Raw genomic sequence first — 23,616 nt, 5'->3', positions numbered from 1 at the left:
GCTTAGCGGGTGCGCGGCAGGTGCGCAAGCTCGCGCGCGCAGTCGGCGATATGGTGGGATGTCAGGCCATACTTCTCCAGCAGCGCTTCCGGTGCGCCCGATTCGGCGTAGACGTCGTCGAGGCCGATGAAACGCATGTGCGTCGGGTAGTTCTCCGCCACCGACATGGCGACGTACGAACCGAGCCCGCCACGCAACAGGTGCTCCTCGGCCACAACGATGCCGCCGGTCTCGCGCGCCGCCTTCTCGACCGCTTCGTGATCGAGCGGCTTGATCGTGTGCATGTCGAGCACGCGCGCCTGGATGCCTTCCGCCGCCAGCTTCTCGGCCGCTTCAAGCGCCATACCGAGCATCAGGCCGTTGGCGATGATCGTCACATCGCGCCCGTCGCGCAGTTGGATCGACTTGCCGATCTCGAACTGCTTGCAGCCGTCCTCGTAGATGACCGGCGCCTTCTGGCGGCCGGTGCGCAGGTAGCACGGTCCGACATGCGCCGCGATGGCGTGGGTCGCCGCGCGCGCAGCGTGCTCGTCGGCGGGCGTAATCACAGTAAAGCCGGGCAACAGCGCCGCCAGGCCGATATCCTCGATGCCCATCTGCGATGGCCCGTCCTCGCCGATGCTGATGCCAGCATGGCTGCCGACGACCTTGACGTTCAAGCCCGGAAACGCCACCGACATGCGCAACTGGTCGAACGCGTTCGCCATCATGAACACCGCGAACGAGGCGATGAACGGAATCTTGCCCGCCGCCGCCAGCCCGGCGCCCACACCGACCAGGTTCGCCTCGGCGATGCCGACCTGAAACGCGCGGTCGGGAAACGCCTTGGCGAACGCCTCGGCGCGCGTCGAGTTCTGCACGTCGCCGTCCACAATAACGATGTTCGGATTCTGCTTGCCCAGTTCCAGCAGCGCGTCGCCGTAGGCGTCGCGCGTCGCTTTGCCCATTTTCATAGTGGTAACCTCTAGCCGATCTCCTGCAGCGCGACGGCCGCCTGCTCGCGCGTCAGGGGTACACCGTGGTAGTGCGCCTGCGCGATGCCATTCTCCAGGTACGAGACGCCCTTGCCCTTGATCGTATGGGCGATGATGACCTGTGGCTGGTTCTGCACCCGTTGGACCGCGTCGAACGCCGCCAGCACCGCCGACTGGTCGTGCCCGTCGATCGCCTGTACGTGCCAGTCGAACGCCATCCACTTCTCAACAAGCGGCTCGAGTGCGGGCATGATGACCGCTGTGGCCGCGTTTTGCTGATAGCCGTTGCGGTCGACGATGCAGATCAGGTTGCCGACCTTGTACTTGGCGGCCGCCATCGCGGCCTCCCAGATCTGCCCCTCATCGCTTTCACCGTCGCCGATCACGACATACACGCGGTAGTCGCGCTGATCGATCCGCGCTGCCAGCGCGATTCCGAGCCCGAACGACAACCCCTGCCCCAGCGAGCCGGTCGACGCCTCGACGCCGCACAGCCGCTTCATGTTCGGGTGACCCTCCAGCGGCGAGTCGATCTTGCGCAGCGTCATCAGCATATCGCGCGGGAAGTAGCCGGTGCCAGCCAGCGCGGCATACAGAGCCGGCGCCGCGTGCCCCTTGCTCATGATGAAACGGTCGCGGTCCGGCCATTCCGGCTTCTGCGGATCGTGCCGCATGACGCCGCCCGCGTACAGCGCGGTCAGGATTTCGACGGTGGAGAGCGATGACGACGGATGACCTGATCCGGCCTCGGTCGTCATGGTAACGATGTCGCGCCGCATCTGGCGCGCGAACGCCGCAAGGCTTTCAAGACTGCTCATAACGCCCCTTTCACACGATTCGCGTCAAACCCTTCGGGTCGTGAAGGCCCGAAGGGTTTCATCCGCTCTAGTTTAGCGAATTGGACGCCGGGGTGCAAACTGTCATGTTGAGCGCGAAGGCAAGACTGTCGAATTACTACACGCCACGCGCGCGAAACATCTCAGCGCCACAAGAAGCGTGAATCATGCTAGGAAAATGTCGTCTGGCCGATCCGCGCAGGACTGCATTTGAGGTCCTTCGCGCGCGAAATGTTCTGATAAACCGACGTCTTGCCTTCGCGCTTCATCCTGTGCCCGCCGCAAAGCGGCGGACGGCGGCGAAGCCGCCATGCACAGGACATGGATGACCGGTCGAGCGAATGTTCAATCCGTCGGCGCGGTCGTGCCACCCAGCGTCGCCAGCGCGACCGCCAACAAGATCAGCGCGCCGCCGGCGAAGAAGTTTGCGTCCAGACGCTCACCGAGCAGCAGCCAGCCGAGCGCCGCACCGGCGACCGGCTGCGCGAAAAAGAAGATCGACGTCATGCCCGCGCCGAGCAGTTCCAGCGCCTTGTTCCACAGGTACATCGCCAGCGCGGTCGAGACGACCGCCAGGTACAACACGCCGAGCAGGATGCCGGGCGTCAAATCGCCAATCGGCGAGCCGGCCAGTTCAAACGGCGACAGAAACGCCGTGAACAGCGCACCGGCCAACCCCGCATAGGCCGAGACGGTCAGTGCCGGGCTGCTTCGCACAGCCAGCCGCACCATCACGGAGTATAGTCCCCACGTCAGCGCCGCGCCGAGCAGGATCAGGTTGCCCGCCAGCGAAGCCGAAAGGCCGGTCGGGTTGATAACGACCACGACGCCAACCGTCGCCAGCGCCAGCCCGGCCACTTTCCGGCGCGTCAGTGGCTCGCCAGCCAGCAGCCAGGCGAACAATACAATAAACGCCGGCGACGCGCTGGTGACCAGCGCGCCATTGGCCGCGGTCGTCAGCTTCGTGCCGGCAAATTGCAGAACAATCGAAATGCCGAACCCGACCAGGCCGGTCAGCACGATAAACCACGTATCGCGTCGGTTAGCCGGCGGCCGCGCTCCGGAGAGGCGCATCGCCGTCAGCAGCACAAGCGATGAAACCGCAAAGCGAATGGCGACGAGCGTTACGGGCGGGATGACATCGAGCACCACTTTGCTGACGACGTACATCCCGCCCCAGATTACGGCAGCACCCAGCGCTGCAAGTACACCGGCCAGAGGCATTGACTAGCAACTAGCTGCTAGCGACTAGTTGCTAGCCGCTAGATGTGGATCGCGTGGCCGTCGACAGCCAGCGCCGCCTCGCCCATCGCCTCGGCCAGCGTTGGGTGTGCGTGAATCGCCTGGCTGACCTCAGCGGTCGTCAGCTCCGCGCTCTTCGCCAGCCCGATCTCATGAATGCCTTCGGTGGCATCCGGGCCAATAATGTGGGCGCCGAGGATCTCGCCGTACTGTTCCTCAATGACCAGCTTCACCTGGCCCTCGTATTCGTTGATTGCCAGCGCCTTGCCGATGGCGCGATACGGGAAGCGGCCGATCTTGATCTTGAACCCCTGCGCCTTCGCCTGCTGCTCGGTCAGTCCGATGCTGGCGACCTGCGGTGTGCAGTACGTCGGGTGCGGGATCAGGTTGATGTCGAGCGGCTTCGGGCTGCGGCCGGCGATGACTTCGGCCGCGATCTCGCCCTCGCGCATCGCTTTGTGCGCCAGCAGCGGCGGCTTGGTCACGTCGCCGATCGCGTAGATACCCGGCACGTTGGTGCGCTGCTGTCCATCGCTGACAATGAAGCCGCGCTCGACCTTGACGCCGACCTTCTCCAGGCCCAGCCCCTTGCTGTTCGGCGAGCGCCCGGCGGCCAGCAGGATTACGTCACCTTCGAGCGTCTTCGCCCCATCCGGCGCGGTGACCTGCACGGTTACGCCGGTGTCGCTCGGCGTGATGCTCTCGACCTTCGTCGACATCAACAACTTGACGCCCTGGCGCGTGAACTCCTTGGCCAGCAGGTCGGCGATCTCGTCATCCTCCGGCGGCAGGATATGGCCGAGCATCTCGATCAGCGTAACGTCGCTGCCGTAGGTGCGGAAGATCGACGCGAACTCCGTGCCGACCGCGCCCGCGCCCATGATCAGGATTCGCTTCGGCACGTCCTTGATCACCACCGCCTCATTACTGGTGATGACGCGCTTGCCGTCCACCGCGAAGCCGAACGTGTTGGCGCTGGAGCCGGTGGCGATGATGATGTTCTTCGTGGATAGCTTCTGCCCGCTTTTCTTGAGCAGGATCGATGTCGCCGTGTCGAGCTCGGCCTCGTCGCTGTACACGTCGACTTTGTTCTTCTTCATGAGCGACGCGACGCCGGTCGTCAGACGCTTGACCACCTGCCGGCTGCGCGAAATCGCCGCGCCCCAGTCCACCCGCAGGTTGTCGAACGCGATGCCCCAACGAGCCGCGTCTTGCATGTACGCCAGCACCTCGGCGTTCTTCAGCAGCGCCTTCGTCGGGATGCAGCCCCAGTTGAGGCAGACGCCGCCCAGCGTCGATTCCTTCTCGACGAGCGCCACGTGCAGGCCCAACTGCCCGGCGCGGATAGCCGCCACATAGCCGCCAGGCCCGCCGCCGATAATCACCACGTCATACGTCTTGTTCGCGTTGCTCATATCCCTCTCCTAGCACAAAAAATGCGAGCGGCGGATGGCGGCTGTCGACAGCGCCCTCCGCGGCTCGCAGTCCGCTTGCCCGGAAACTAGAGCGGTTGTCAGAAATAACCGATACGCAAAGGTCATTGCGAGGAGGCGAAGCCGACGAAGCAATCTCAGCATGCCAGAAACCGAGATTGCTTCGCCCCCTGCGGGGGCTCGCAATGACGCTCACAAGCGCCGTATCAGATCATTCCTAACAACGCTCTAGAAATCGATGCCTTTCTGCGCAAACAGCCCTTGCTGGAACGGATGCTTGATCTCGCGCATCTCGGTGACGAGGTCGGCACGCTCAATCAGCGCATCCGGCGCGCCGCGCCCGGTCAGCAGCAGGTGCAGCCAGGGCGGCCGGATATCCAGCAGCCCCAGCACCTCGTCAACGGTCAGCAACTCGGTTTGTATCGCATTGTTGATCTCGTCGAGGATAACCAGATCGTACTTGCCGGACTGGATCTTCTCGCGAGCCAGTTGCAACCCCTCGTGCGCCGCCTGTCGGTGCACTTCAGGCGGCAACTTGTCGTCGACGATCTTGTAAAAGCCCTGTCCGGCCTGAATAAACTCGACATTGGGCGCCAGGCGCTTGATGCCGTCCATCTCGCCGTAATGCCAGGAGCCCTTGATGAACTGGATGATGCAGACCTGCCAGTTGTACCCAACCGCGCGTACCACCGTGCCCAGCGCCGCACTGGTCTTGCCCTTGCCGTTGCCTGTGTAAACCATGACCAGGCCGCGGCGCGACTCGCGCGACACTACGCAGTTACCTTGGCGGCCTTCGGCGCGGGCTTCTTCGCCTTCTCCCCGTCGCCACTGTCGCCGCCCATCAAGGCAGTGCGCCCGGCTGGCATCGCCGTCTTGTCCGCGCCTGTGGCCTTGGCCAAGGTCATAGCCGGCGCCTGCGCCAGCGCATCATCATACGGCAGCATGAAAATCGTGTCCCACGGGCAGTTCTGCGCGCACAGGGTGCAGCCGATGCACAGGTCGTAGTCGACCTCGACCACCGAATTGACACCCGTCGCGTTCGGCGCCCAGTAGATACAGTCCGCCGGGCAGAAAATGACGCAGACTTCGCACCCGGTACAGCCGGTCTGATCGATGACCGCCAGGTTCTTCGGCGGGCGGCGCTTGCGCACTTCGATCATGCGCTGCAGTTGGGCATCGGTAAATTCGGTCGGCATACGTTATCCCCTCAAAATAGCGTGTCGCAACTGAATGTTGATTATACCCACGAACGCCATCACTCGCAATTCATGAACCAAAGTTGAACCGCAGAGCACGCAGAGAGCGCAGAGAACACCCAGAGCATGTCCAGCGTTCTCCGGGTCCTCTGCGGAAAACAAATGTATGCTAGGCCTTCGCCACGCTCACCGGAACGGCAATCGCGCCGTTCAACAGGGCCGCTGTGTCGGCCCCCTTCAGGTTTGCCGGCGCAACGACCGCACCTTGTGGCGCGCGGCCATCCACCCGCGCGATGAGTTCTACGCTTTTGCCGGCAACAGTCAAGCGCACGCGCTCACCATCATGAATTCCAAGCCAATCGGCATCCGTCCGGTTCAGGTCGGCATACGCGTCCGGCGTAACGGCATGCAGCAGCGTCGATTCGGCGATCAATGTGCCGGCGTCATAGAGCACGTGCGGCGCGACGAGCACGAGCCCGTCGGACACCGGGCCCGGCGCTGTGATCGCGAGATCGAACGACGTGTCGGCACGCTCGGCGGCGCTGGGGTACACCATACCCTGGCCGCCGGCCGTCTGGTATGACGTGCCCTCATAGATGAAGTGGTCGCGCGAGCGCGTGATCTTGCCGGCCAGCTTGTCATGCGACATCCCGACAAAGGCGGACGCCTGCGCGGACAACTCGGCAAAGACAGCCCCAGCGCCGGCATAGTGCCAGTTGGCATCGAGCGCATTGGCGAGTTCCGCGATGATCTGCCAGTCAGGCTTGCTCTCGCCCACCGGCAGAATCGCCGGGGCAAACTGCTGGACGCGGCGCTCGTACGACGTGTATGTGCCGTCGCGCTCGGCGAACGACTGGGCCGGCAGCACCACATCGGCTTGCTTTGCCGTATCGGTCAGGAACAGATCCTGCACGACCATGAATTGCGCGTCGTCGCGTTTTGCTTCCGCGCCGATAACGTACAGCGCTTTGGCGGCCGCCGGCTTGCCAGCCGGCAGAATCGCGCTGGCGCCCTGGCTGTTGTTGTGCGCCAGAATCGGCAGCACGCCGTTGTTGGCGCGGCCGGCGTGCCCGGTCACCAGCGCCAGCGCGCGCAGTAACGTACGCCCCGCCGCCGATAACTCGCGACCGTACACGAACACGGCGTCCTTCGCCTGCGCAATCGCACGCGCCGCATTGCGAATCGCCTCGGCGTTGGCGCCGTCCGGCGCAACGTTCTTGGTGGCCGCCTTCAGTGCCTCAAAGCCCGCTGTGCGAGCCGCCACGAACTCGGCATTGGCCAGATTCTCGCCGACGATGACGTTGAGCAGCGCGGCCAGCAGTTGGCCGTCCGCGCCGTAGCGGTAGCGCAGCGTCGTCGCGTAGCGATCCAGCTTGGTCGGGCGGCCGTTCGCGACGATCAGCGCCGCGCCGGACTCCTTGCCCTGCTTGATGCGCACGAACGCAATCGGCGCTTCTTCCTCGACGTCCGCGCCAATCACAAAGATCGCATTGCCCTTGCCGAGCTTGGACAGGTCGCTGCCGGTCGCCAGGCCGATTTCGCCGTTGAGCGTGTCGGCTGGCGCTGCCCCGCGCAGGTTGTCGCTGCGCAGCACGTCCTTGAACAGCTTGGCCGCCAGGAACAGGTCCTCGTTCGCCAGCCGGTCGCCAACGATGCCCGCCACGCCACCGGACACACGCGCCGAACCGATCCCGTGAGCGGCGGCGGCCAGCGCCTCCGTCCACGTCGCTGGGACCAGTTCACCGTTCTTGCGCACGAGCGGCGTCTTGAGGCGGCTCGGGCTGGTCGCGAAGTGATGGCCGAAGCGGCCCTTGTCGCAGATCCAGATATCGTTGACCGCACCGTTCGCGCGCGGCAGGATGCGCTTAATCTCCGTCTGGCTGCGCGACGACACGGTCAGGTTGCAGCCGACGGCGCAGTGCGTGCAGACCGACGGCGTGTACTTCATCTCCCACGGGCGCGCGCCGAAGCGGAAGTCTTCGCTCGTTAGCGCGCCGACCGGGCAGATGTCGGTCGTGTTGCCGCTGAATTTCGAGTCGAACGGCGGGTTGGACAGCGTGCCGATCTCCATACCGCGGCCGCGATTGAAGAAACCGAGCACGCGGTCATCGGCGACCTCATCCTGGAAGCGGATGCAGCGCGAGCACTGGATGCAACGCTCGCGGTCCAGAATAATGAGCGGTCCCAGCTGGACGTTCTTCTCATTGTGGAACTTGTCGTTGTAGAGGAAGCGCGACTGGCCGGGGCCGTGCGAGAGCGTCTCTTCCTGCAACGTGCACTCGCCGCCCTTGTCACAGATCGGGCAGTCGAGCGGGTGGCTGGTCAGTAGGAACTCGACGATCCCCTTGCGCGCCTCGACGGCCGCGGGCGAGTACGCCTTGACGACCATGCCCTCAGAGACGGTCGTGGTGCAGGCCGTCTGCGGCTTCGGCATCCAGGCGATCTCCGGTGTGCCGTCCGGCTTGAGCACCGGTTTGCGGTCGGGGCCCATGCGCGGCGTGCCAACCTCGACCAGGCACATGCGGCACATGCCGACCGGCGACAGGCGCGAGTGGTAGCAGAACACCGGCACTTCGACGCCCAACATGCGCGCGGCCTGCACGATCAGGGTGCCGTTCGGCACGGAAATGGGTCGGTCGTCTATCGTAAGATTGGGCATGGCTATTTACTCTATTCGGCGCACGCGTCGTCGCCGACTAAATGATCACCAGAAGGTGGGCACGATATGCAGATCGGTCAGAACCGCATCGCGCGTAACGAGCGTGGCCTCAAGGGACAGCGCCGTTGCCGCGATCAGACGGTCAAACAACTCCGGGGCGCCCGTCACGCGGCGAGACGAATCAACGATCTCGACAGTGAGGGGTACGATGCTGAAACCCGCGTGCTGCTCAAGCAATTCAACCGCCGCCTCAAATCCGGTATTGCGGCGCCGCTTTTCCTCCAGCGCAACTATTTCTGCAAGTACGAGTGTCGGTATGAACATATGATTGGTGTCGCCCGATAGTCCCAGTGCATCGAAGAGCGACTTGACGCGACGGCTTAACTGCTTGTCTGCCGTCAGGTACCAATACAAAGCATGTGTGTCCGCAACGTACAGCACACTAGCCTCTCAGCGAGCGCGGCGTGCCGCTCCGGCGCAATTTCCGAAACTCCTCAAGCGGGACGTTGGCCGGCGGCAAGATCCCGTATAGCGATGCCGCTTTCGACCCATGCTTGCGCGTACCCTTGACGAGTTCAGGCTGCGTGCGCACAAGCGATATGACCTCTTGCCGCAACTGGCGCAATTCATTCTCCAGCCTGGCGATTGACTGCAATACCTGTGTGACGTCATCCCGCTGTTTTTGCATACCTACCCCCTGCCGCCTCCGGTCGCCTTCACATAGTCGTCGCGGAACAGCTTGATCGACGAGGTGACCGAGCTGGTCGAAAAGTCGCCGAGCAAACAGAAGCACTTGCCGGACATGTTTTTCGTGATGTCGAGCAGCAGATCGATGTCCTGCGGCTTGCCCTCGCCGCGCCGGATGCGCGCCATCTCGCGCGCCAGCCAGTAGGTGCCCTCGCGGCACGGCGTGCACTTGCCGCACGACTCGTGGCGGAAGAACTTCACCATCTTTTCGACCGCCCACAGCGTGTCGACCGTGTCGTCGAGGATGATCAGCGACGCCGAGCCGAGCATCGAGCCGGCCGCCTGCACCGCTTCGTAGTCCATCGGCGTGTCGATCACGCTGGCCGGCAGCAGCGGCGCGGAGGCGCCGGCCGGCAGGATCGCCTTCAGCGGCCGGTCGTCGATGATACCGCCGCCCAGCTCGTAGATCAGATGCTTGAACGGCACGCCGAGCGGCAGCTCGTAGTTGCCCGGCCGCTTCACGCGCCCGCTCAGGCAGAAGACCTTGGTGCCGGGCGACTTCTCCGTGCCGAACTTGCGGTACCACTCCGCGCCGTTCTTGATGATCGGCGGGACGTTGGCGAGCGTCTCCACGTTGTTGATGACGGTCGGCTTGGCATACAGGCCCTGCACCGCCGGGAACGGCGGGCGGTTGCGCGGCTGGCCCAGGAAACCTTCCAGCGAGTTCAGCAGCGCCGTTTCCTCGCCGCAGATGTACGCGCCCGCGCCGAGGTGCAGGTGAATCTCCACCGAGTATTCCGAGCCGAAGACGTTCTTACCGATCAGGCCGGCGCGCCGCGCCTCGTCCACCGCTTTCTGCAGAACCTGCGCCGGCTGCTTGAACTCGCCGCGCATGTAGATGTATCCGGTGGCGGCCTGCACGGCGTAGCAGGTCAGCAGCACACCCTCGATGAACTGGTGCGGGTTCTGCTCGATGATCTCGCGGTCTTTGAACGTGCCCGGTTCCGACTCGTCGCCGTTGACGACGACGTATTTCGGGAAGATGTCCTTGGGGATGAACGACCACTTGAGGCCGGCCGGGAAACCCGCGCCGCCGCGTCCGCGCAGGCCCGACGCCTTGACGACGTCGATGACCTGGTCGGGCTTCATCTCGGTCACCGCTTTGTGGAACGCCTCGTAACCGCCCTGCTGGCGGTAGACCTCAATCTGCTTGATGTTCGGAATATCGCGATGGCGCAGAATGACGTGAGAGTCCATTTAGAGCGCGCTCCTGACCACCGAGGCTTTGTCGAGGACGATGTCGCCGCTGCGGATGGCGCGCAGAATCTCGTCCACCTTCTCCTCGGTCAGGTTTTCGAAGTAGTCGAGATCAACCTGCATCATCGGGGCCTTGTCGCACGCCGCCAGGCACATTGCCGGCTCGAGCGTGAACTCGCCGTCGGCGGTCGTGCCGTGCGCCTCGATGCCCAGCGACTGGCAGACCTTCTGCATCAGCTCGTCCGCACCGCGCAGCGCGCACGGCAGGTCATTGCAGAAATGGATCACGTGCCGGCCGACCTTTTCCTTGAAGTACAGCGAGTAGAAGCCGGCCACGGCGCGCACTTCGGTCGGCTGCAGGTCGAGCAGGCCGGCCACATCGACCATCGCCTCGTCGGGCAGCCACCCGATCTCGCGTTGCGCGATGTGCAGGGCGGGGATGATGGCCGAACGCTTGGTGGGATACTTGGAGAGATGCGCGGCAATTTCGGCGCGCGCGGATGCGGATAGCATGGTCGCTCTCTTGATACGGCGGCGGGTGCGGCAGGGCGTCAGCGGTCCGCCCCGCGCAGCCGGCAGCGCCGGGCTAGGATTTGGCTGGGCCGCCCCGCAGTTCCGCCGCAATCTGCTGCAGCGAACGCAGGGCGGTCTTGCGGTCATCGCCGCGCTCGGCGATCTTCTTCTGCAGGAGCATGATGCCGTCGATTAGCGCTTCCGGGCGCGGCGGGCAGCCGGCCACGTATACATCGACCGGCACGATTTCGTCGACACCCTGCACGACGGCGTAGTTGTTGAAGATGCCGCCGCACGATGCGCAGTCGCCCATGGCGATGACCCACTTCGGGTCCGGCATCTGGTCGTACAGGCGGCGTACCACCGGCGCCATCTTGCGCGTGACGCGGCCTGACACGATCATCAGATCCGCCTGGCGCGGCGAGGCGCGGTACACCTCGGCGCCGAAGCGCGCCAAGTCGAAGCGCGACGCGAACGTCGCCATCATTTCGATGGCGCAGCACGCCAGACCGAACAGCAGCGGCCACACGGCATTGGCGCGCCCCCAGGCAACCGCCTGCTCGACGGTCGTAAGCACCATGCCCGAATCGCCGTCTTTGCCGTGCGCTTCTTCTTTGGTCTGCACCTGCATCAGATTCTGGTTCGCCATACGCTTGATGCCCTCTTGCATACGAGCCGCTTAACGCGGCGTCAGATCGGTCGCGCCATCCAGCGTGCGGATGTACGCGACCAGCAGCCGGACGCAGTTGTCCAGGTCATCCAGATGAATCATCTCGGTGGACGTGTGCATGTACCGGTTCGGGATGCTAACGACGGCAACGGCGATGCCCGGTCCGCGGTCGGCCATCACGTCGGCGTCGGTGCCGGTGCGGCCAAACTCGACTTCGACCTGGTACGGAATATTGTGTGCAGTTCCCGCCGCTTCCAGCCCGTCAAAGACCAACTGGTTGGTCTTGACGCCGCGCGAAACAACCGGGCCTTTGCCCAACTGCACATCGCCATGGCGGTTCTTGGACAGCGCCGGGTAGTCGGTCGCGTGGGTCACGTCAACGGCGATGCCGAGGTTCGGTTTCAGCGCGAAGGCGATCGGCCCGGCGCCCCAGACGCCGGTCTCTTCCTGCGCCGACGATACGGCGTACACGGTCGCCTTGCCGCCGCCGCTCTGGCTCAGCGCGCGCAGCGTCTCGGCGGCCACCCAGATGCCGACCCGATTGTCGAAGTTGCGCGCCACGGCGTAGCCGTTCTGCAATTCGGCATAGCCCTCGCCGAAGACGATCGGATCGCCGATGCGGACGCGAGTGAGCGCGTCGGCCTTGTCCTTGGCTCCGATGTCGATCCACAGCTCGTGGATCTTCGGCGGGCGGTTGTCGTCGGCGTCCAGCAGGTGCGCCGGCTTCTTGCCGATCACGCCCGGCACCGGGCCGCTCTTGGCCAGCACCTGCACGCGCTGCGACGGTAGGATCGTGGGATCGACGCCGCCGATGCGGTTGAAGTACAGGTAGCCGTTCTCGTCCACGTTGACGATGGCCATGCCGATCTCGTCGGCGTGGCCGACGACCATGACACTGAAGTTCTCACTGCCCTTCAGCGTGGCGACCACGTTGTTGTGCACGTCGGTGCGGACGTCGGGGCAGAACGCGCCGACATACTCGCGCCAGGCGGCCTGCACGCGCTGCTCGTAGCCCGACGGCCCGGGTATCTCGAGCAGGCGGCGCAAAAACTCGCGGGGTCCGGCGTCCATGGGCTAGTGCGCGGCGGGCGCTGCCGCCGGCTTCTCTTCCTTCGACGCGCGGCCGCCCTTCGCCTTCTTCGCTTCCTTCTCGTCGCGCACAGCCTTCTCGGCCGCCGCCGCGCGCGGGTGCGTCTGCGCATAGTAGCTCTGGAAGACCGTCAGGCGTTCCTTGTCGTGGATGCCCGACACCGTCCGCTCCAGCGTCGAATACTCGTAGCGATGATCCATCTTGATCGCGTCGAACGGGCAGTACTCGGCGCAGTAGCCGCACTGCATGCAGATCGTCGTGTCGATGAAGAACTGCTCGGGGCGCGGCTCCGGCTTGCCGTCATCTTTCTTGGCGCGCACGATCCAGATGCACTGCGGCGGGCAGACGCGCGCGCAGATGCCGCAGGCGGTGCACCAGTCGGCGCCGGTCTCGTCGTCCTTGATCAGCACCGGGTAGAAGCGGAAGTTCTCCGGCAGTTGCAACTTCTCTTCCGGGTACTGCACGGTAATCCAGCCCGGCACCGGCCCCGTGTGCTCTTTGCCTTCGGGCAGATACCGATTCTTGCCGAACCCGCGGCGCCGGTCCGCCGCAAAACTGTCGACGATATGCCTGAACGTAATGCCCAAGCCGGTGAGAATGCCTTTGCCAAACACGCTGTCCCTCCCTTAGCGGTCCAATTCGCCGAGCACGATATCCAGCGAACCGGTGATGATGACGACGTCGGCCACGGTCTGGCCCTTGCACATCACGTTCAGGGCGCCGATATTGACGTACGATGGCGCATGGATGTGATACCGGTACGGATTGGTGCCGCCGTCGCTGACCAGATAGAAGCCCAGCGAGCCTTTGGGGTTTTCGGCGCGGCCGTACACTTCGCCCTTTGGCACCTTCAACTGCCAGCCCTTGGGGCCGCCGTAGATCATGGCCGGGTCGGCATTGTACTGCTGGCCGCCTGGAATGTCTTTGATCGCCTGGCGCAGGATCTTGAGCGACTCGCGCATCTCGGCGATGCGCACGAGGTAGCGGTCGTACACGTCGCCGACGGTGCCGACCGGGATGCTGAAATCGAAGCGATCGTAGATGCTGTACGGCTCGGCGCGGCGCACGTCGTACGGCACGCCGCTGGCGCGCAGCACCGGGCCGACCGTGCCAAACGCGAGCGCGTCGGCGCGCGACAGGACGCCGACGTTCTGGGCGCGCGACAGCACGATTTCGTTTTGCGCGATCAGCTCGTCGAAGCGGTCAATCGCGCGCTCGAGGCGGTCATTCACCAGCTTGTTGGCCAGCGGCCAGAACTCGTCGGGCGGGTCTTTGGCGACCCCGCCGAAGCGCAGGTAGTTGCACATCATGCGCGCCCCGGACGACATCTCGAACAGGTCGAGAATCCATTCGCGTTCCTCGATGCCGTACAGCATCGGCGTGAAGAACGCGCCCATGTCCGACAGCAACTGGCCGAGCGCGAAGAAATGGTTGGCGATGCGCGTGAACTCGGCCATGATGACGCGCAGATACTCCGCGCGCTCCGGCACTTTCACGGTCGGCAGCAGCTTCTCGACCGCGATGGCGTAGGCGAAATTATTGGCCATCGACGACACATAGTCAAGCCGGTCGGTGTACGGCATGTTCATCAACCACGCGTTGCGCTCGCCGATCTTCTCGTGGTTGCGGTGCAGGTAGCCACAGACCGGCTGCAGGTCGACGATGCGCTCGCCTTCGAGGCGGAGGCGCATGCGGAAGACGCCGTGCGTACTCGGATGCTGCGGGCCCATGTTGATGACGAGCGTGTCCGACCTGATCTCGCCCTTCTTGAGCGCGTCCGCGTCCACCAGCGTGACGTTGTCCTCGCCGGGGGCGGTGTACTTGCTCGGGTCGAAGCCCGGCGGCAGCACAATGTTATCCTTGTACGGCACGCGGTCTTCGGCGCGCACCAACTTGCCGTCCGGCCAGCGCTGGTCGTACGGCTTCTTCTCTTCCTCGAAGTACGCTTCCTTCCAGTCCTTGCGCAGCGGGTGGCCGTTGAAGCCTTCCCACAGCAAAACACGCTTCAGGTTCGGATGGCCGTCGAACTTCACGCCCATCAGGTCGTAGACTTCGCGCTCCATCAGGTTCGCGCCCGGATGGACCGGCACCAGCGACGGCACAACCGGGTCGGCCTTGTCGGCCTTGACCTTCATGCGCAGCGGGCCTTCCTGTCGCGTCGTATTGTACATGTTGTACACGACGTCGAAGCGGTCCGGCCAGTCTACGCTGGTGATATCCTCGAGGTAATCCACGCCGAGCGATGGGTCGTCGCGCAGGAGCCTAGCCACCGGCACCGACTGCGCGCGCTCGACAATCAGCGAGCCGCCGTCCACGCTGGCTGCGCCCGGGAACTGCTCGTTGACCTTCGCGGCCACCGCGTTCACGTCCTTCAACGGCGTGGCTACCGTCATGGGCGCGGGGGATACGTTGGTGACTTTCTGCATGGTCATGATTTGCTCTCCGTGTCCTCGGGCTTGCGCACATCCACCATCGTAGCCTGGCGCCGCGCGGCGTTTGCCGCCTTGAGCGCGGCCAGTTCTTCGGGCGTCCGCTTCGGAGCTTTGGCGGGAGGCGCCCCGGCGGCGGGTGCGGCGGCTGCGGCGGACGGAGTTGCGGCAGCGCCAGCCGGCGCGGCCGCGGCGGCCTTGAGCGCGGCCAGTTGCGCGGCCGAGATCTTCTTGAGTTCGTCGAAACGGCGCTGGTCGAGCAGGTCCGGGCCGAGCACCGGCACTGGAATCTCACCCCGGTAGTCCTTCTGGTACCAGCGGTTCTCGCGAATCTTCTGCGAGTCGATCAGCTTCTGTAGTTCGACCAGGCCGTTCAGCAGGGCCTGCGGGGTCGGCGGGCAGCCGGCCACGTATACATCCACCGGGATGAAGCGGTCGATGCCGCTGACGACGTTGTAGCCTTCCTTGAAGGGGCCGCCACCGGTGGCGCACGCGCCCATCGAGAGCACATAGCGCGGCTCGGGCATCTGGTTGTACAGGCGCACGATGTTCGGCACCATCTTCTTGGTCACGGTGCCGGAGACGATCATCAGGTCGGCCTGGCGCGGGGTGGCCCGGAACAGGCCCGCGCCGAAGCGGTCAATGTCAAAGCGCGAGGCCGCCATGCAGATCATTTCAATGGCGCAGCACGCCAGACCGAACTGCACGGGCCAGATCGAGTTCTTGCGTCCCCAGTTGTAGATGCCGTCCAGCGAATCCAGCACCCTGTCAAACGGAGCCACCAGCACATTCTGCGATACTTCTTCCAGCGACGCTTCGTCGTCATTCCCCACGAACCGTATGGGTTGCGACATGAAATCTCCTCCTGCTCACCGTCTAAGTATGGAATCTAGAGCAGAATAGTCATAGGGGATTGTGAAACATGGCACATTATAGCAAAGCCGCCTTGACTGGTCAATCTGAAAAAGCTCGCCCTGAGTTTCGGCATGGAAATACGGTCCACGAAGCGAAACGAAGAAACACGAATTGTCAGGTCCAAAACTACGTCGATGCCGAATGGGGATGCCGCGCTCGATATTCTACGCCACGGCGCCGTCGTGGCTTCGTGCTGAACGTCTGCAAACTGCATTGCTCTGTGTCTCTGCGTGTTTCTTCGTGGATCATGTTGCGCGCTTGCCAGCACGCGCCGCCGCCTGTACAATGGCCGCCATGAACGTTCACGCATCCACCGACATACCGGCCCGCCGCATCTTCGATCTCTGGTGGCCGCTGGCGGCCAGCAGCCTGCTCATGTCCGCCGAAATGCCGTTCGTCAATGCCGGCATCGCGCGCACCGCCAATGCCGATGTGGCTCTGGCTGGGTTCGGCCTGGCGGCGACGCTCGCCATTTTGACCGAAGCGCCGGTGATTCTGCTCAACAGCGCAACCGCCGCACTGGCCAAAGACCGCGCTACGTTCGACCTGCTCAGCCGCTTCGCATTTCATCTCATTTTTTTCGTCACCGCCGTACACTTCTTGCTCAGCTTCACGCCGCTCTATGATGTCGTGCTGCGCCAGTGGATGGGCGTGCCGGATGCCGTGGCCGATGCCTGCCTGCCCGCCTTGCGCATCCTGATCCTGTGGCCGGCGCCGATCGGCTGGCGGCGCTCTCGCCAGGGACTGATCATCCGCCTGCGCCGCACACATCTGATCGGCGCCGGCACGGTCGTGCGTTTGTGCTTCACGGTGGGCTTGACGCTGCTGACAATCGGCGTGCTCGGCTGGCCGGGCCAGATCGGGGGCGCTGCTGCGGTCGGCACCGCCGTGCTCATCGAAGCCGCGGTCATCACGTTCTGGGCCGGGCGGCTGCTGGTCGACGTGCCGACCGCGCCCGCGCCGGCCATGAGTTACAGCCAATTGCTTCAGTTCTATCTGCCCCTCGTCGTCGTCTCGTTGCTCAGCATCCTGGCGCAGCCGATTCTCTCGACCGGGCTGGCGCGCGCGCCATTCCCGACCGAGTCACTGGCTGCGTGGCCGACGCTCTGGGGCCTCGCGTCGCTGATGGCCAGCTTTTGCCAGCCGATGCAGGAGACGACCGTCACGTTTGCCGAACGGCACGGCGCGCTTGGCTCGATTCGCCGCTTCGGCATGGTGCTTGGGCTCGGCGCATCCGCCGTGCTGGCGTTGCTCGCCTTCACGCCGCTGGCCGATTTCTACTTCGGCCGGATGATCGGCCTGTCGGATCATCTGCGCGGCTACACGAATCAAGCGATCGCGCTGATGGTGCCGTACCCGTTCCTGATGTCATGCGAGGTTATGCTGCGCGGGTTTCTGATCAAACAGCATCAAACGGCCGCGGCGCGCCTCGCGATGGCCTGCTATGTGCTCGTGCTGGGCGTGACGCTGGCGGCCGGCGTAACGCTGCAACTCGGCACCGGCGTGCAGATCGCCGCCGGCGCGGTGTTGCTGGCGATCACCAGCGAGGTCGCGCTGCTGGCGTGGCAGGCGCGCCCGGTGCTGCTCGCCATGCGCGCGAACCCCGCAACGGCCTAGCCATGCTGGTGCGCCTCGTGTCGCTGCTGCTGCTCGCGCTGTCCGTGGCGACCGCCGGCCTGCTGCCCGTCTCGCCGGCCTGCACGGACCACGACCGCCTGCTGCCGGTCGACCGCACGCACGCGCTCGATGCGCGCAGCGTGCCGCGTACGCTGGTGCCGCTCGCCGCCTTCGACGTGCCCGTGCTCGGCAATCGCAACCTGCAACTCGACTACGGCGCGGCGCTGGCGTACACGCAGATGATCAAAGTCGCGCGCGCTGACGGCGTGCAGATCATTGCCGTGTCCGGTTACCGCTCGTTCGATGAACAGCGCTACACGTTCTATCGCTGGACGCAGTGGGAGACCGAGCAGGCGGCCGCCGCCGGCGAGACGATTGACGAGCAGACCGCCATTGCGCGCGCCAACCGCTACTCCGCGCTCCCCGGCCACAGCGAGCACCAACTCGGCACGGCGCTCGACGTCTCGACGCCCGAGATCGCCGACGAACTGATTGCCGATCTGGTGCAGACGGCGGCCGGCCGCTGGCTGCTGGCGCACGCGCACCAGTATGGATGGGTCATTTCGTACCCGCCGGGCAAAGAGGCACTGACGGGCTTCAACGCCGAGCCGTGGCACATCCGTTATGTCGGCGTGCAGGTAGCGAGCGAGCTGGCCGGCCTCCGCTACCTGGACATGCAGTCGAACGTGACCGTCGGCGGCTATCTGGCCGGGCGGCCGCTGCCGGTGTGCAGCGCCGCCACGCCAAAGCCGCGTCCGGCGGTCACGCAGACCCCGCGCACCTGGCCGGACCGCTTCGGCGATTGAATAGGCGACAGGCGCCGTCACTGCGAGGAGCGCAGTTTGCGACGAAGCAGTCTCATCGCCGGTTGTACGGGCGTGCAATTGGACGCCCGCATCGCCCGTCTATGCGTTGATCGGGTTTGATCTATGAAGACCATCACCTACGACCTGAACATCCCTCGGCTCGCCTTCACGAAGGCGCTCGGCTTGGTCTGGCGCGGAGCGTATTTCGCGCCGACCTCCGCGCTGCGCATGCTCGACCTGCCGCCGACGCCGCTGCCTGCGCCGCGCTTCGTGCGGGTGCGGCCGACGCTGGCCGGCATCTGCGGCACCGACTTGCATCTGGCGTTCATCGACGGCTCGCCATTCATCGCGCCTGCGGCGTTGCCCGGCAACGGACGCAGCTATCTCGGCCATGAGGTCGTGTGCGAAGTGGTCGAGTGCGGGCCGGCGGTCGAGACGCTGAAGGTCGGCGACCGCGTGGCGCTGCGTAACGGCGACACATGCGCCGTGCTCGGCCGCGTGCCGCCGTGCCGCCAGTGCGCGCAGGGCAACTACTCGCTATGCGAGGCCACCGAGAAACGCGGGCGCGACGAGTCGGTTGGCGGCGGCTGGAGCGAGGAGATCGTCACGCACGAATTGTGCTTCTTCAAGGTGCCGCCCGACATCCGCGACGAGCAGGCGTGCCTGATCGAGCCGGGCGCGGTCGGCGTGCGTGCTGTCTTGCGCCGCCCGCCGCGCAAGGGCGATCAGGTGCTGGTGGTCGGCGTGGGCACGATCGGTCTGATGACGATGCAGGCGGTGAAGGCGGCTCAGCCCGATTGCCGGCTCATCGTGATGGCCAAATACCCGCATCAGGTCGAACTGGCGAAGCGGCTGGGAGCGGACGAGATCATCGCGCCGCGCGAAGGCTACCGTGGTGTGGCGCGCCTGACCGGCGGCGAGTACCACCGCAGTTCGCTTGGCGTCGAGTTCGTTTCGGGCGGCTTCGACCTGATCTACGACACGATCGGCACGGCGCGCACCGTCACCGACTGCCTGCGCTGGACGCGCGCGGGCGGCGCGGTCGTGCTCGTCGGCGTCGAGTTCAAGCCGATGACCGTCGATCTGACGCCGGTCTGGTACCAGGAGGTCGATCTAGTCGGCATGATCGGTCACGGCACCGAAACGTGGGAGGGCGAGCGCATCGAGACGTTCGCGCTCGTCGTGAAATGGCTGCGCGAGGGCAAACTCAACTTCGACGGACTCATCAGCGCGCGCTTCCCGCTAATGCAGTACCGCAAGGCGCTGGCCTACGCGGCCAACAAGCGGAACAATGTGATTAAGGTGGTGCTGGAGCCGAATAACAATAGGAATTAGGCGGCAGATTGGATTTGTTGTGCCGTCAGTTTCCAACCGGAGGAATTGGATTAGTGCTGGTTGTCGTATTTGATGATTCTTTCCAATGTCTCAAAGACCAGTTTGAATGCAGCAACATCAAATGTTGTAAAACCCGGCACCTTGGTAAGTACATTCGTAGCATACTCGCTCTTTGAAAGAGCTACGTTCTTTCTATTGCTATCAAATACCGCATTGTCAATGATCGCCAACGGCTGTTTCACTTTGTTGTTGTCTGTGCAGTTCAGATCCTCTGTTAAGTGTCTACAGGAATGCTTGTCAAATTCACTACTTAAGAACAGCCGTCTGCCATGTGAGTCTTTTTGCTTAACGCTGTCGTCATCATAGAGTAGTTCAATACATAAATCTGGATTGCCGACCCTGTGCGCAGGCACCGGAATCGCCATTGAATAGAGCCTGCGACGCCACTGTTTGAAGTCGCCATCGGTGCCCGTAACTTGTCTGACAATGTCCGGCTTGTCTCGGTCAAATACATAAATATAGAGTTTCGGCAAATCAATGTCATCTTTGTACTTACAGCGCTTTAGCAATTCAGCGTCGTTCATCGACACATCATCTTCGTATTCCCAAAACTCGATTTCAAGACCTATAAACAAACCCTGTTCCTTTAGCCTGTGAAGTGCAGCCTTTAGATGTTTCCAATCTGTCTTGCCTTCAGTTACAACATAGATGGGTATAGACGCGTTAATCGGAGTAAGTTCTAAGGGCTTGTACTCAGGATCAATTCTGCGAAGTTTCTCTCTAAACGACAGAAATATTGAATTGTCGCTCCCACGGACCATTCGAAGAAATTCCATCTTCCCGTACAGTACTTGACGCAAAGATGGCGCTTTGTCTTCGTCGCCTGCAAAGTATTTCTGAGCATACTCATGATTTGCATTTTCGTAGCCATACCGCTCCCACGAGTGAAGCATAGCTCGAATCTGGCGGACGTATGATCTTGTTACGTTCGGAAACCTGTTTATTGTGAGACCTGTGACTTCTTGTCGGTTATCTTTCGACCTCAGTCTGACCTTCTTTTGATTAACTGCGAATCCATTGCCAGATATGACTGATGCCAATTCATCGCCGACGACAATTTGCCTATTGGTATCATTACCAGTCGCAAGCCCTGCAGGGAATCTCGGCAAAGAGGTCGAGAAGGTAATGTCGTCTGCATAGCGTGTATACACACAACGATACTTCTGAGCAAGGCGTCGCAGTTGCGTATCCATTCTCGCACAAATCATATTTGACAATACTGGTGAAGTCGGCGCGCCTTGCGGGAGGCGGCCGTCCAGGCACACCAGACCAGCGATAACGTGCGCGAGGTCCCGCGGGAGGTTATAAGGCGTCGCCATCAACAGTCCCTTGATACGACCTTCTGTGATTGATGGGAAGAAGTCGGCAATATCTATATTTAGAACGTAACGCTTTCTTGGCGTTCCATCAATATGGCGACGAGCATTTGTGACAATGCTTCTATCTTTGACAAAGCCGTGCACAGAAGCTTTAGGGACGTAGACCGACTGAAATATCTGATTGAGCTTCCGCTGGATTAGCTTGAGCGGCGACGAGGGAGAACAGATCTGCCTTGTGCCCCCCGATTTCTTGGGCACCTGAAAAACCTTGTAATGGTCAACGCCTCGAGCTTTGAATGCGTAGTAATAGAGAAGACTCTTCTTAATCTCTAGCAAATCCGCCAAGTCAGCGAAGTCGCGAAGATTGTGAAATCTCTCGCGTAGCGTTGTGTCAGCGGACTCAAGAAGGATACTCATGTTGCGGAGAAAGGGGCACCCAAGCGTCGATTCAAACACGCCGCTAGATCAGGATCAGCACCGGCGCGGTGGCGAAGCCTTATGAGCAACATTGGGAATATCCGGCGCAGTATCAACACCGGAAATCAATCGACTACTTTGGGTGCCCTTAAGGTCATATGATAGCATAGGATGAAGTACGCTATCAAACCGTAATCTCTCTGAACAATTGGAACACATTCGATCTATGGCTACCCTCCTCCCCCGCTACCTCGGCTTCCTCCTCGCTATGGCCGCCGGCGATGCGCTGGGCACGAGTATTCCGTGCAAGCCGATCGAGTGGTGACGATATCTGAAGTCCGCGCAGTGTTCCTACGCCAATAGCGTGCCGAGTTTCTCCAGTGCCTCCGCAACGAACCGGGCCGGCAGCGCGCACGCAAACTCCGCATCCCGGGCGCGCCAGTCGAGGCACTTGACCTGATCGGACAGAATGACTCCGCTCACGGGCAGGCCGGCGGGAATCTCCACCTCAAACGGATAGCCTTTCCGCTGGCTGGTGATCGGGCATAGGATCGCAAGCCCCACTTTGCGATTGTAGGGTTCGGGCGAAAGCACGACGGCGGGGCGACGTCCAGCCTGCTCGTGTCCGGCTTGCGGCGTGAACGTGAGCCACACGATATCGCCGCGTTTTGGCGCGTAGGGTGTGCTGGCCGTTACCATATCTCGCGTCCGATGGCATCGCCCGTGTCCGTCGCGCCGTGCAGATTCTCCGGCGTGATGCGCGCCAGCAACTGCTTCAGCGTCACCTCAGGCTCGACGAGCGGCTCAATGACGAGCTTGCCTTTGATCACGGACACAGAGACTGCAGAATCGTCTTTCAGGCCGGCCTCAACTGCAAATGCTTTCGGAATTCGGCACGCCAGGCTGTTTCCCCATTTGCGCAATCGCGTCTTCATGGCTAAACTCCTTAGAGTTGGATAGGCAGTTTTCGTATCTACATTGATTATACATTATACAGGCGGCAGTGCAAGCAGCCACTGGCGAAGGGGTGTATTTCACTTTAGGGCGGCCTTTAGGCAGCCAGGTCGTTATGCCCGCGTAAGCGGGCATCCAGAGGGGTTGCCCCTGGACTCCCGCTTTCGCGGGAGTGACGATGGCGACGTCTGCATGGCACGTGGTTCTTCCGCCCCAGAACTGAAATGCGCCCCTGCCCCTGGCGAAGGCGCCGCAAACACACTCGGGATGCAGCCATGACCACTCTCCCCCGCTACCTCGGCTCGCTGCTCGGCATGGCCGCCGGCGATGCGCTCGGCACGACCGTCGAGTTCAAGCCGCTCGGCTCGTTCAAGCCGCTGACGACCATCGTCGGCGGCGGGCCGTTCGGCCTGCCGGCCGGCGCCTGGACCGACGACACGTCGATGGCGCTCTGCCTCGCCGAAAGCCTTTGCGAGCGCAACGCCTTTGACCCGGTCGACCAACTGGAGCGCTACGTGCGCTGGTACCGCCACGGCCACCTGAGCAGCACCGGCGTCTGCTTCGACATCGGCAACACGACGCGCGCGGCGCTGGAGACGTTCGAGCGCACGCACGCCCCCTACTGCGGCAGCACCGACGCAACGCAGTCCGGCAACGGCTCGCTGATGCGCTTGACGCCGGTGCCGCTGCGCTACGCGGTCAACCCGCGCGCGGCAGTCGCGCACAGCGGCGATTCGTCGCGCACGACGCACGGCTCCATCGAAGCGGTCGATGCCTGCCGCTACATGGCCGGGCTGATCGTCGGCGCGCTGCAAGGGCGCAGCAAGGACGTGTTGCTGGCCGGGCGCTTCGAGCCGGTCACGGGGCTGTGGGCGCAGTCGCCGCTCGCGCCGAAGATCGATGCCATCGCGGGCGGGTCGTTCAAGGGCAAGAACACGAAGACGATCCGCGCCACCGGCTACGTGGCGCACTCGCTCGAAGCGGCGCTCTGGGCTTTTCACGGCTCGGACAACTTCCGCGACGGGGTGTTGATGGCGGTGAACCTCGGCGACGACGCGGACACGACCGGCGCGATCTACGGGCAACTGGCCGGCGCGTACTACGGTGTGGAGGGCATTCCGGCCGAATGGCTCGGCCAGCTCGTCAAACGCGACACGATCGAGGCGCTGGCTGCGCGGCTGCACGCGCTGGCCTGGCCCGCGTAACT

At 63.3% G+C, this 23,616-nt stretch carries 22 protein-coding genes; 4 read left to right on the top strand and 18 right to left on the bottom strand.

Going from position 1 to position 23,616, the window contains the following annotated elements; genetic code table 11:
- Nucleotides 1-2: 2 nt before the first annotated feature.
- The 15 genes from HZB53_19350 to nuoB all read right to left on the bottom strand — a co-directional run bounded on the left by HZB53_19350 (nt 3) and on the right by nuoB (nt 15,840).
- The gene (locus tag HZB53_19350; protein MBI5879808.1) at nt 3-953 is read right to left on the bottom strand and encodes a transketolase family protein; all 951 of its coding nucleotides are present in this window, start codon (nt 951-953) and stop codon (nt 3-5) included.
- A gap of 11 nt (nt 954-964) precedes the next feature.
- Entirely contained in the window at nt 965-1,792 is an 828-nt protein-coding gene (locus HZB53_19345) for a transketolase (GenBank protein MBI5879807.1), read from the bottom strand.
- Between the two features lie 363 nt (nt 1,793-2,155).
- Complete coding sequence (locus tag HZB53_19340; GenBank protein MBI5879806.1) at nt 2,156-3,034, bottom strand: DMT family transporter; 879 nt, start codon at nt 3,032-3,034, stop codon at nt 2,156-2,158.
- Nucleotides 3,035-3,072: 38 nt separating this feature from the next.
- Nucleotides 3,073-4,467: a dihydrolipoyl dehydrogenase gene (gene lpdA / locus HZB53_19335; protein MBI5879805.1), complete on the bottom strand. Its 1,395-nt coding sequence runs from the start codon at nt 4,465-4,467 to the stop codon at nt 3,073-3,075.
- A 246-nt stretch (nt 4,468-4,713) separates the two neighbouring features.
- Nucleotides 4,714-5,256, bottom strand: coding sequence for a cob(I)yrinic acid a,c-diamide adenosyltransferase (gene cobO / locus HZB53_19330; protein MBI5879804.1), 543 nt, complete (start codon nt 5,254-5,256; stop codon nt 4,714-4,716).
- A complete protein-coding gene (locus HZB53_19325; GenBank protein MBI5879803.1) occupies nt 5,256-5,681 on the bottom strand; it encodes a 4Fe-4S binding protein in 426 nt (141 codons plus the stop codon). The genes cobO and HZB53_19325 overlap by 1 nt, the downstream gene beginning before the upstream one ends.
- A 169-nt stretch (nt 5,682-5,850) precedes the next feature.
- Nucleotides 5,851-8,340: an NADH-quinone oxidoreductase subunit NuoG gene (nuoG, locus tag HZB53_19320; protein MBI5879802.1), complete on the bottom strand. Its 2,490-nt coding sequence runs from the start codon at nt 8,338-8,340 to the stop codon at nt 5,851-5,853.
- Nucleotides 8,341-8,385: 45 nt separating this feature from the next.
- Nucleotides 8,386-8,781 (bottom strand): PIN domain-containing protein, encoded by a 396-nt coding sequence (locus HZB53_19315; GenBank protein ID MBI5879801.1) that lies wholly within the window; start codon nt 8,779-8,781, stop codon nt 8,386-8,388.
- Between the two features lie 249 nt (nt 8,782-9,030).
- A complete protein-coding gene (gene nuoF, locus HZB53_19310; GenBank protein ID MBI5879800.1) occupies nt 9,031-10,284 on the bottom strand; it encodes an NADH-quinone oxidoreductase subunit NuoF in 1,254 nt (417 codons plus the stop codon).
- Nucleotides 10,285-10,797 carry an NADH-quinone oxidoreductase subunit NuoE gene (gene nuoE / locus HZB53_19305; protein ID MBI5879799.1) on the bottom strand — a complete coding sequence of 171 codons (513 nt, stop codon included), beginning with the start codon at nt 10,795-10,797 and terminating at the stop codon, nt 10,285-10,287.
- A 73-nt stretch (nt 10,798-10,870) separates the two neighbouring features.
- On the bottom strand, nt 10,871-11,428 hold the full coding sequence (locus tag HZB53_19300; GenBank protein ID MBI5879798.1) for an NADH-quinone oxidoreductase subunit B: 558 nt from the start codon (nt 11,426-11,428) through the stop codon (nt 10,871-10,873).
- A gap of 48 nt (nt 11,429-11,476) precedes the next feature.
- A complete protein-coding gene (locus HZB53_19295; GenBank protein ID MBI5879797.1) occupies nt 11,477-12,538 on the bottom strand; it encodes a M42 family metallopeptidase in 1,062 nt (353 codons plus the stop codon).
- 3 nt (nt 12,539-12,541) lie between these two features.
- Nucleotides 12,542-13,171 (bottom strand): 4Fe-4S binding protein, encoded by a 630-nt coding sequence (locus HZB53_19290; GenBank protein ID MBI5879796.1) that lies wholly within the window; start codon nt 13,169-13,171, stop codon nt 12,542-12,544.
- A 12-nt stretch (nt 13,172-13,183) separates the two neighbouring features.
- Nucleotides 13,184-14,989 (bottom strand): NADH-quinone oxidoreductase subunit D, encoded by a 1,806-nt coding sequence (locus tag HZB53_19285; protein ID MBI5879795.1) that lies wholly within the window; start codon nt 14,987-14,989, stop codon nt 13,184-13,186.
- Complete coding sequence (gene nuoB / locus HZB53_19280) at nt 14,986-15,840, bottom strand: NADH-quinone oxidoreductase subunit NuoB (protein ID MBI5879794.1); 855 nt, start codon at nt 15,838-15,840, stop codon at nt 14,986-14,988. The genes HZB53_19285 and nuoB overlap by 4 nt, the downstream gene beginning before the upstream one ends.
- 355 nt (nt 15,841-16,195) lie before the next feature.
- Here nuoB and HZB53_19275 point away from each other — a divergent pair, with 355 nt between their 5' ends.
- From HZB53_19275 to HZB53_19265, 3 genes are all read left to right on the top strand, one after another.
- Nucleotides 16,196-17,518 (top strand): hypothetical protein, encoded by a 1,323-nt coding sequence (locus tag HZB53_19275; protein ID MBI5879793.1) that lies wholly within the window; start codon nt 16,196-16,198, stop codon nt 17,516-17,518.
- Nucleotides 17,519-17,520: 2 nt separating this feature from the next.
- Nucleotides 17,521-18,324, top strand: coding sequence for a M15 family metallopeptidase (locus HZB53_19270; protein ID MBI5879792.1), 804 nt, complete (start codon nt 17,521-17,523; stop codon nt 18,322-18,324).
- Between the two features lie 123 nt (nt 18,325-18,447).
- Nucleotides 18,448-19,659 carry an alcohol dehydrogenase catalytic domain-containing protein gene (locus HZB53_19265; protein MBI5879791.1) on the top strand — a complete coding sequence of 404 codons (1,212 nt, stop codon included), beginning with the start codon at nt 18,448-18,450 and terminating at the stop codon, nt 19,657-19,659.
- Nucleotides 19,660-19,709: 50 nt separating this feature from the next.
- Here HZB53_19265 and HZB53_19260 read toward each other — a convergent pair whose 3' ends face one another.
- The 3 genes from HZB53_19260 to HZB53_19250 all read right to left on the bottom strand — a co-directional run bounded on the left by HZB53_19260 (nt 19,710) and on the right by HZB53_19250 (nt 22,390).
- Entirely contained in the window at nt 19,710-21,455 is a 1,746-nt protein-coding gene (locus HZB53_19260; GenBank protein ID MBI5879790.1) for an RNA-directed DNA polymerase, read from the bottom strand.
- Between the two features lie 351 nt (nt 21,456-21,806).
- The gene (mazF, locus tag HZB53_19255; GenBank protein ID MBI5879789.1) at nt 21,807-22,154 is read right to left on the bottom strand and encodes an endoribonuclease MazF; all 348 of its coding nucleotides are present in this window, start codon (nt 22,152-22,154) and stop codon (nt 21,807-21,809) included.
- Nucleotides 22,148-22,390, bottom strand: coding sequence for an AbrB/MazE/SpoVT family DNA-binding domain-containing protein (locus tag HZB53_19250; GenBank protein MBI5879788.1), 243 nt, complete (start codon nt 22,388-22,390; stop codon nt 22,148-22,150). The genes mazF and HZB53_19250 overlap by 7 nt, the downstream gene beginning before the upstream one ends.
- A 294-nt stretch (nt 22,391-22,684) precedes the next feature.
- Here HZB53_19250 and HZB53_19245 point away from each other — a divergent pair, with 294 nt between their 5' ends.
- Nucleotides 22,685-23,614 (top strand): ADP-ribosylglycohydrolase family protein, encoded by a 930-nt coding sequence (locus HZB53_19245; GenBank protein ID MBI5879787.1) that lies wholly within the window; start codon nt 22,685-22,687, stop codon nt 23,612-23,614.
- Nucleotides 23,615-23,616: the final 2 nt, after the last annotated feature.

The sequence above is a fragment of the Chloroflexota bacterium genome (assembly GCA_016235055.1).
In the GTDB taxonomy this organism is placed as follows: domain Bacteria; phylum Chloroflexota; class Anaerolineae; order JACRMK01; family JACRMK01; genus JACRMK01.
Note: the sequence above shows the minus strand (reverse complement) of the source record. Positions and strands in the feature narration are given on the sequence as shown.

Bases quoted from the DNA above. Each gene is read 5' to 3' on its own strand.
- HZB53_19350 (MBI5879808.1), bottom strand. From the start codon at position 953: ATGAAAATGGGCAAAGCGACGCGCGACGCCTACGGCGACGCGCTGCTG.
- HZB53_19345 (MBI5879807.1), bottom strand. From the start codon at position 1,792: ATGAGCAGTCTTGAAAGCCTTGCGGCGTTCGCGCGCCAGATGCGGCGC.
- HZB53_19340 (MBI5879806.1), bottom strand. From the start codon at position 3,034: ATGCCTCTGGCCGGTGTACTTGCAGCGCTGGGTGCTGCCGTAATCTGG.
- lpdA (MBI5879805.1), bottom strand. From the start codon at position 4,467: ATGAGCAACGCGAACAAGACGTATGACGTGGTGATTATCGGCGGCGGG.
- HZB53_19325 (MBI5879803.1), bottom strand. From the start codon at position 5,681: ATGCCGACCGAATTTACCGATGCCCAACTGCAGCGCATGATCGAAGTG.
- nuoG (MBI5879802.1), bottom strand. From the start codon at position 8,340: ATGCCCAATCTTACGATAGACGACCGACCCATTTCCGTGCCGAACGGC.
- nuoF (MBI5879800.1), bottom strand. From the start codon at position 10,284: ATGGACTCTCACGTCATTCTGCGCCATCGCGATATTCCGAACATCAAG.
- nuoE (MBI5879799.1), bottom strand. From the start codon at position 10,797: ATGCTATCCGCATCCGCGCGCGCCGAAATTGCCGCGCATCTCTCCAAG.
- HZB53_19300 (MBI5879798.1), bottom strand. From the start codon at position 11,428: ATGCAGGTGCAGACCAAAGAAGAAGCGCACGGCAAAGACGGCGATTCG.
- HZB53_19295 (MBI5879797.1), bottom strand. From the start codon at position 12,538: ATGGACGCCGGACCCCGCGAGTTTTTGCGCCGCCTGCTCGAGATACCC.
- HZB53_19285 (MBI5879795.1), bottom strand. From the start codon at position 14,989: ATGACCATGCAGAAAGTCACCAACGTATCCCCCGCGCCCATGACGGTA.
- nuoB (MBI5879794.1), bottom strand. From the start codon at position 15,840: ATGTCGCAACCCATACGGTTCGTGGGGAATGACGACGAAGCGTCGCTG.
- HZB53_19275 (MBI5879793.1), top strand. From the start codon at position 16,196: ATGAACGTTCACGCATCCACCGACATACCGGCCCGCCGCATCTTCGAT.
- HZB53_19270 (MBI5879792.1), top strand. From the start codon at position 17,521: ATGCTGGTGCGCCTCGTGTCGCTGCTGCTGCTCGCGCTGTCCGTGGCG.
- HZB53_19265 (MBI5879791.1), top strand. From the start codon at position 18,448: ATGAAGACCATCACCTACGACCTGAACATCCCTCGGCTCGCCTTCACG.
- HZB53_19260 (MBI5879790.1), bottom strand. From the start codon at position 21,455: ATGAGTATCCTTCTTGAGTCCGCTGACACAACGCTACGCGAGAGATTT.
- mazF (MBI5879789.1), bottom strand. From the start codon at position 22,154: ATGGTAACGGCCAGCACACCCTACGCGCCAAAACGCGGCGATATCGTG.
- HZB53_19250 (MBI5879788.1), bottom strand. From the start codon at position 22,390: ATGAAGACGCGATTGCGCAAATGGGGAAACAGCCTGGCGTGCCGAATT.
- HZB53_19245 (MBI5879787.1), top strand. From the start codon at position 22,685: ATGACCACTCTCCCCCGCTACCTCGGCTCGCTGCTCGGCATGGCCGCC.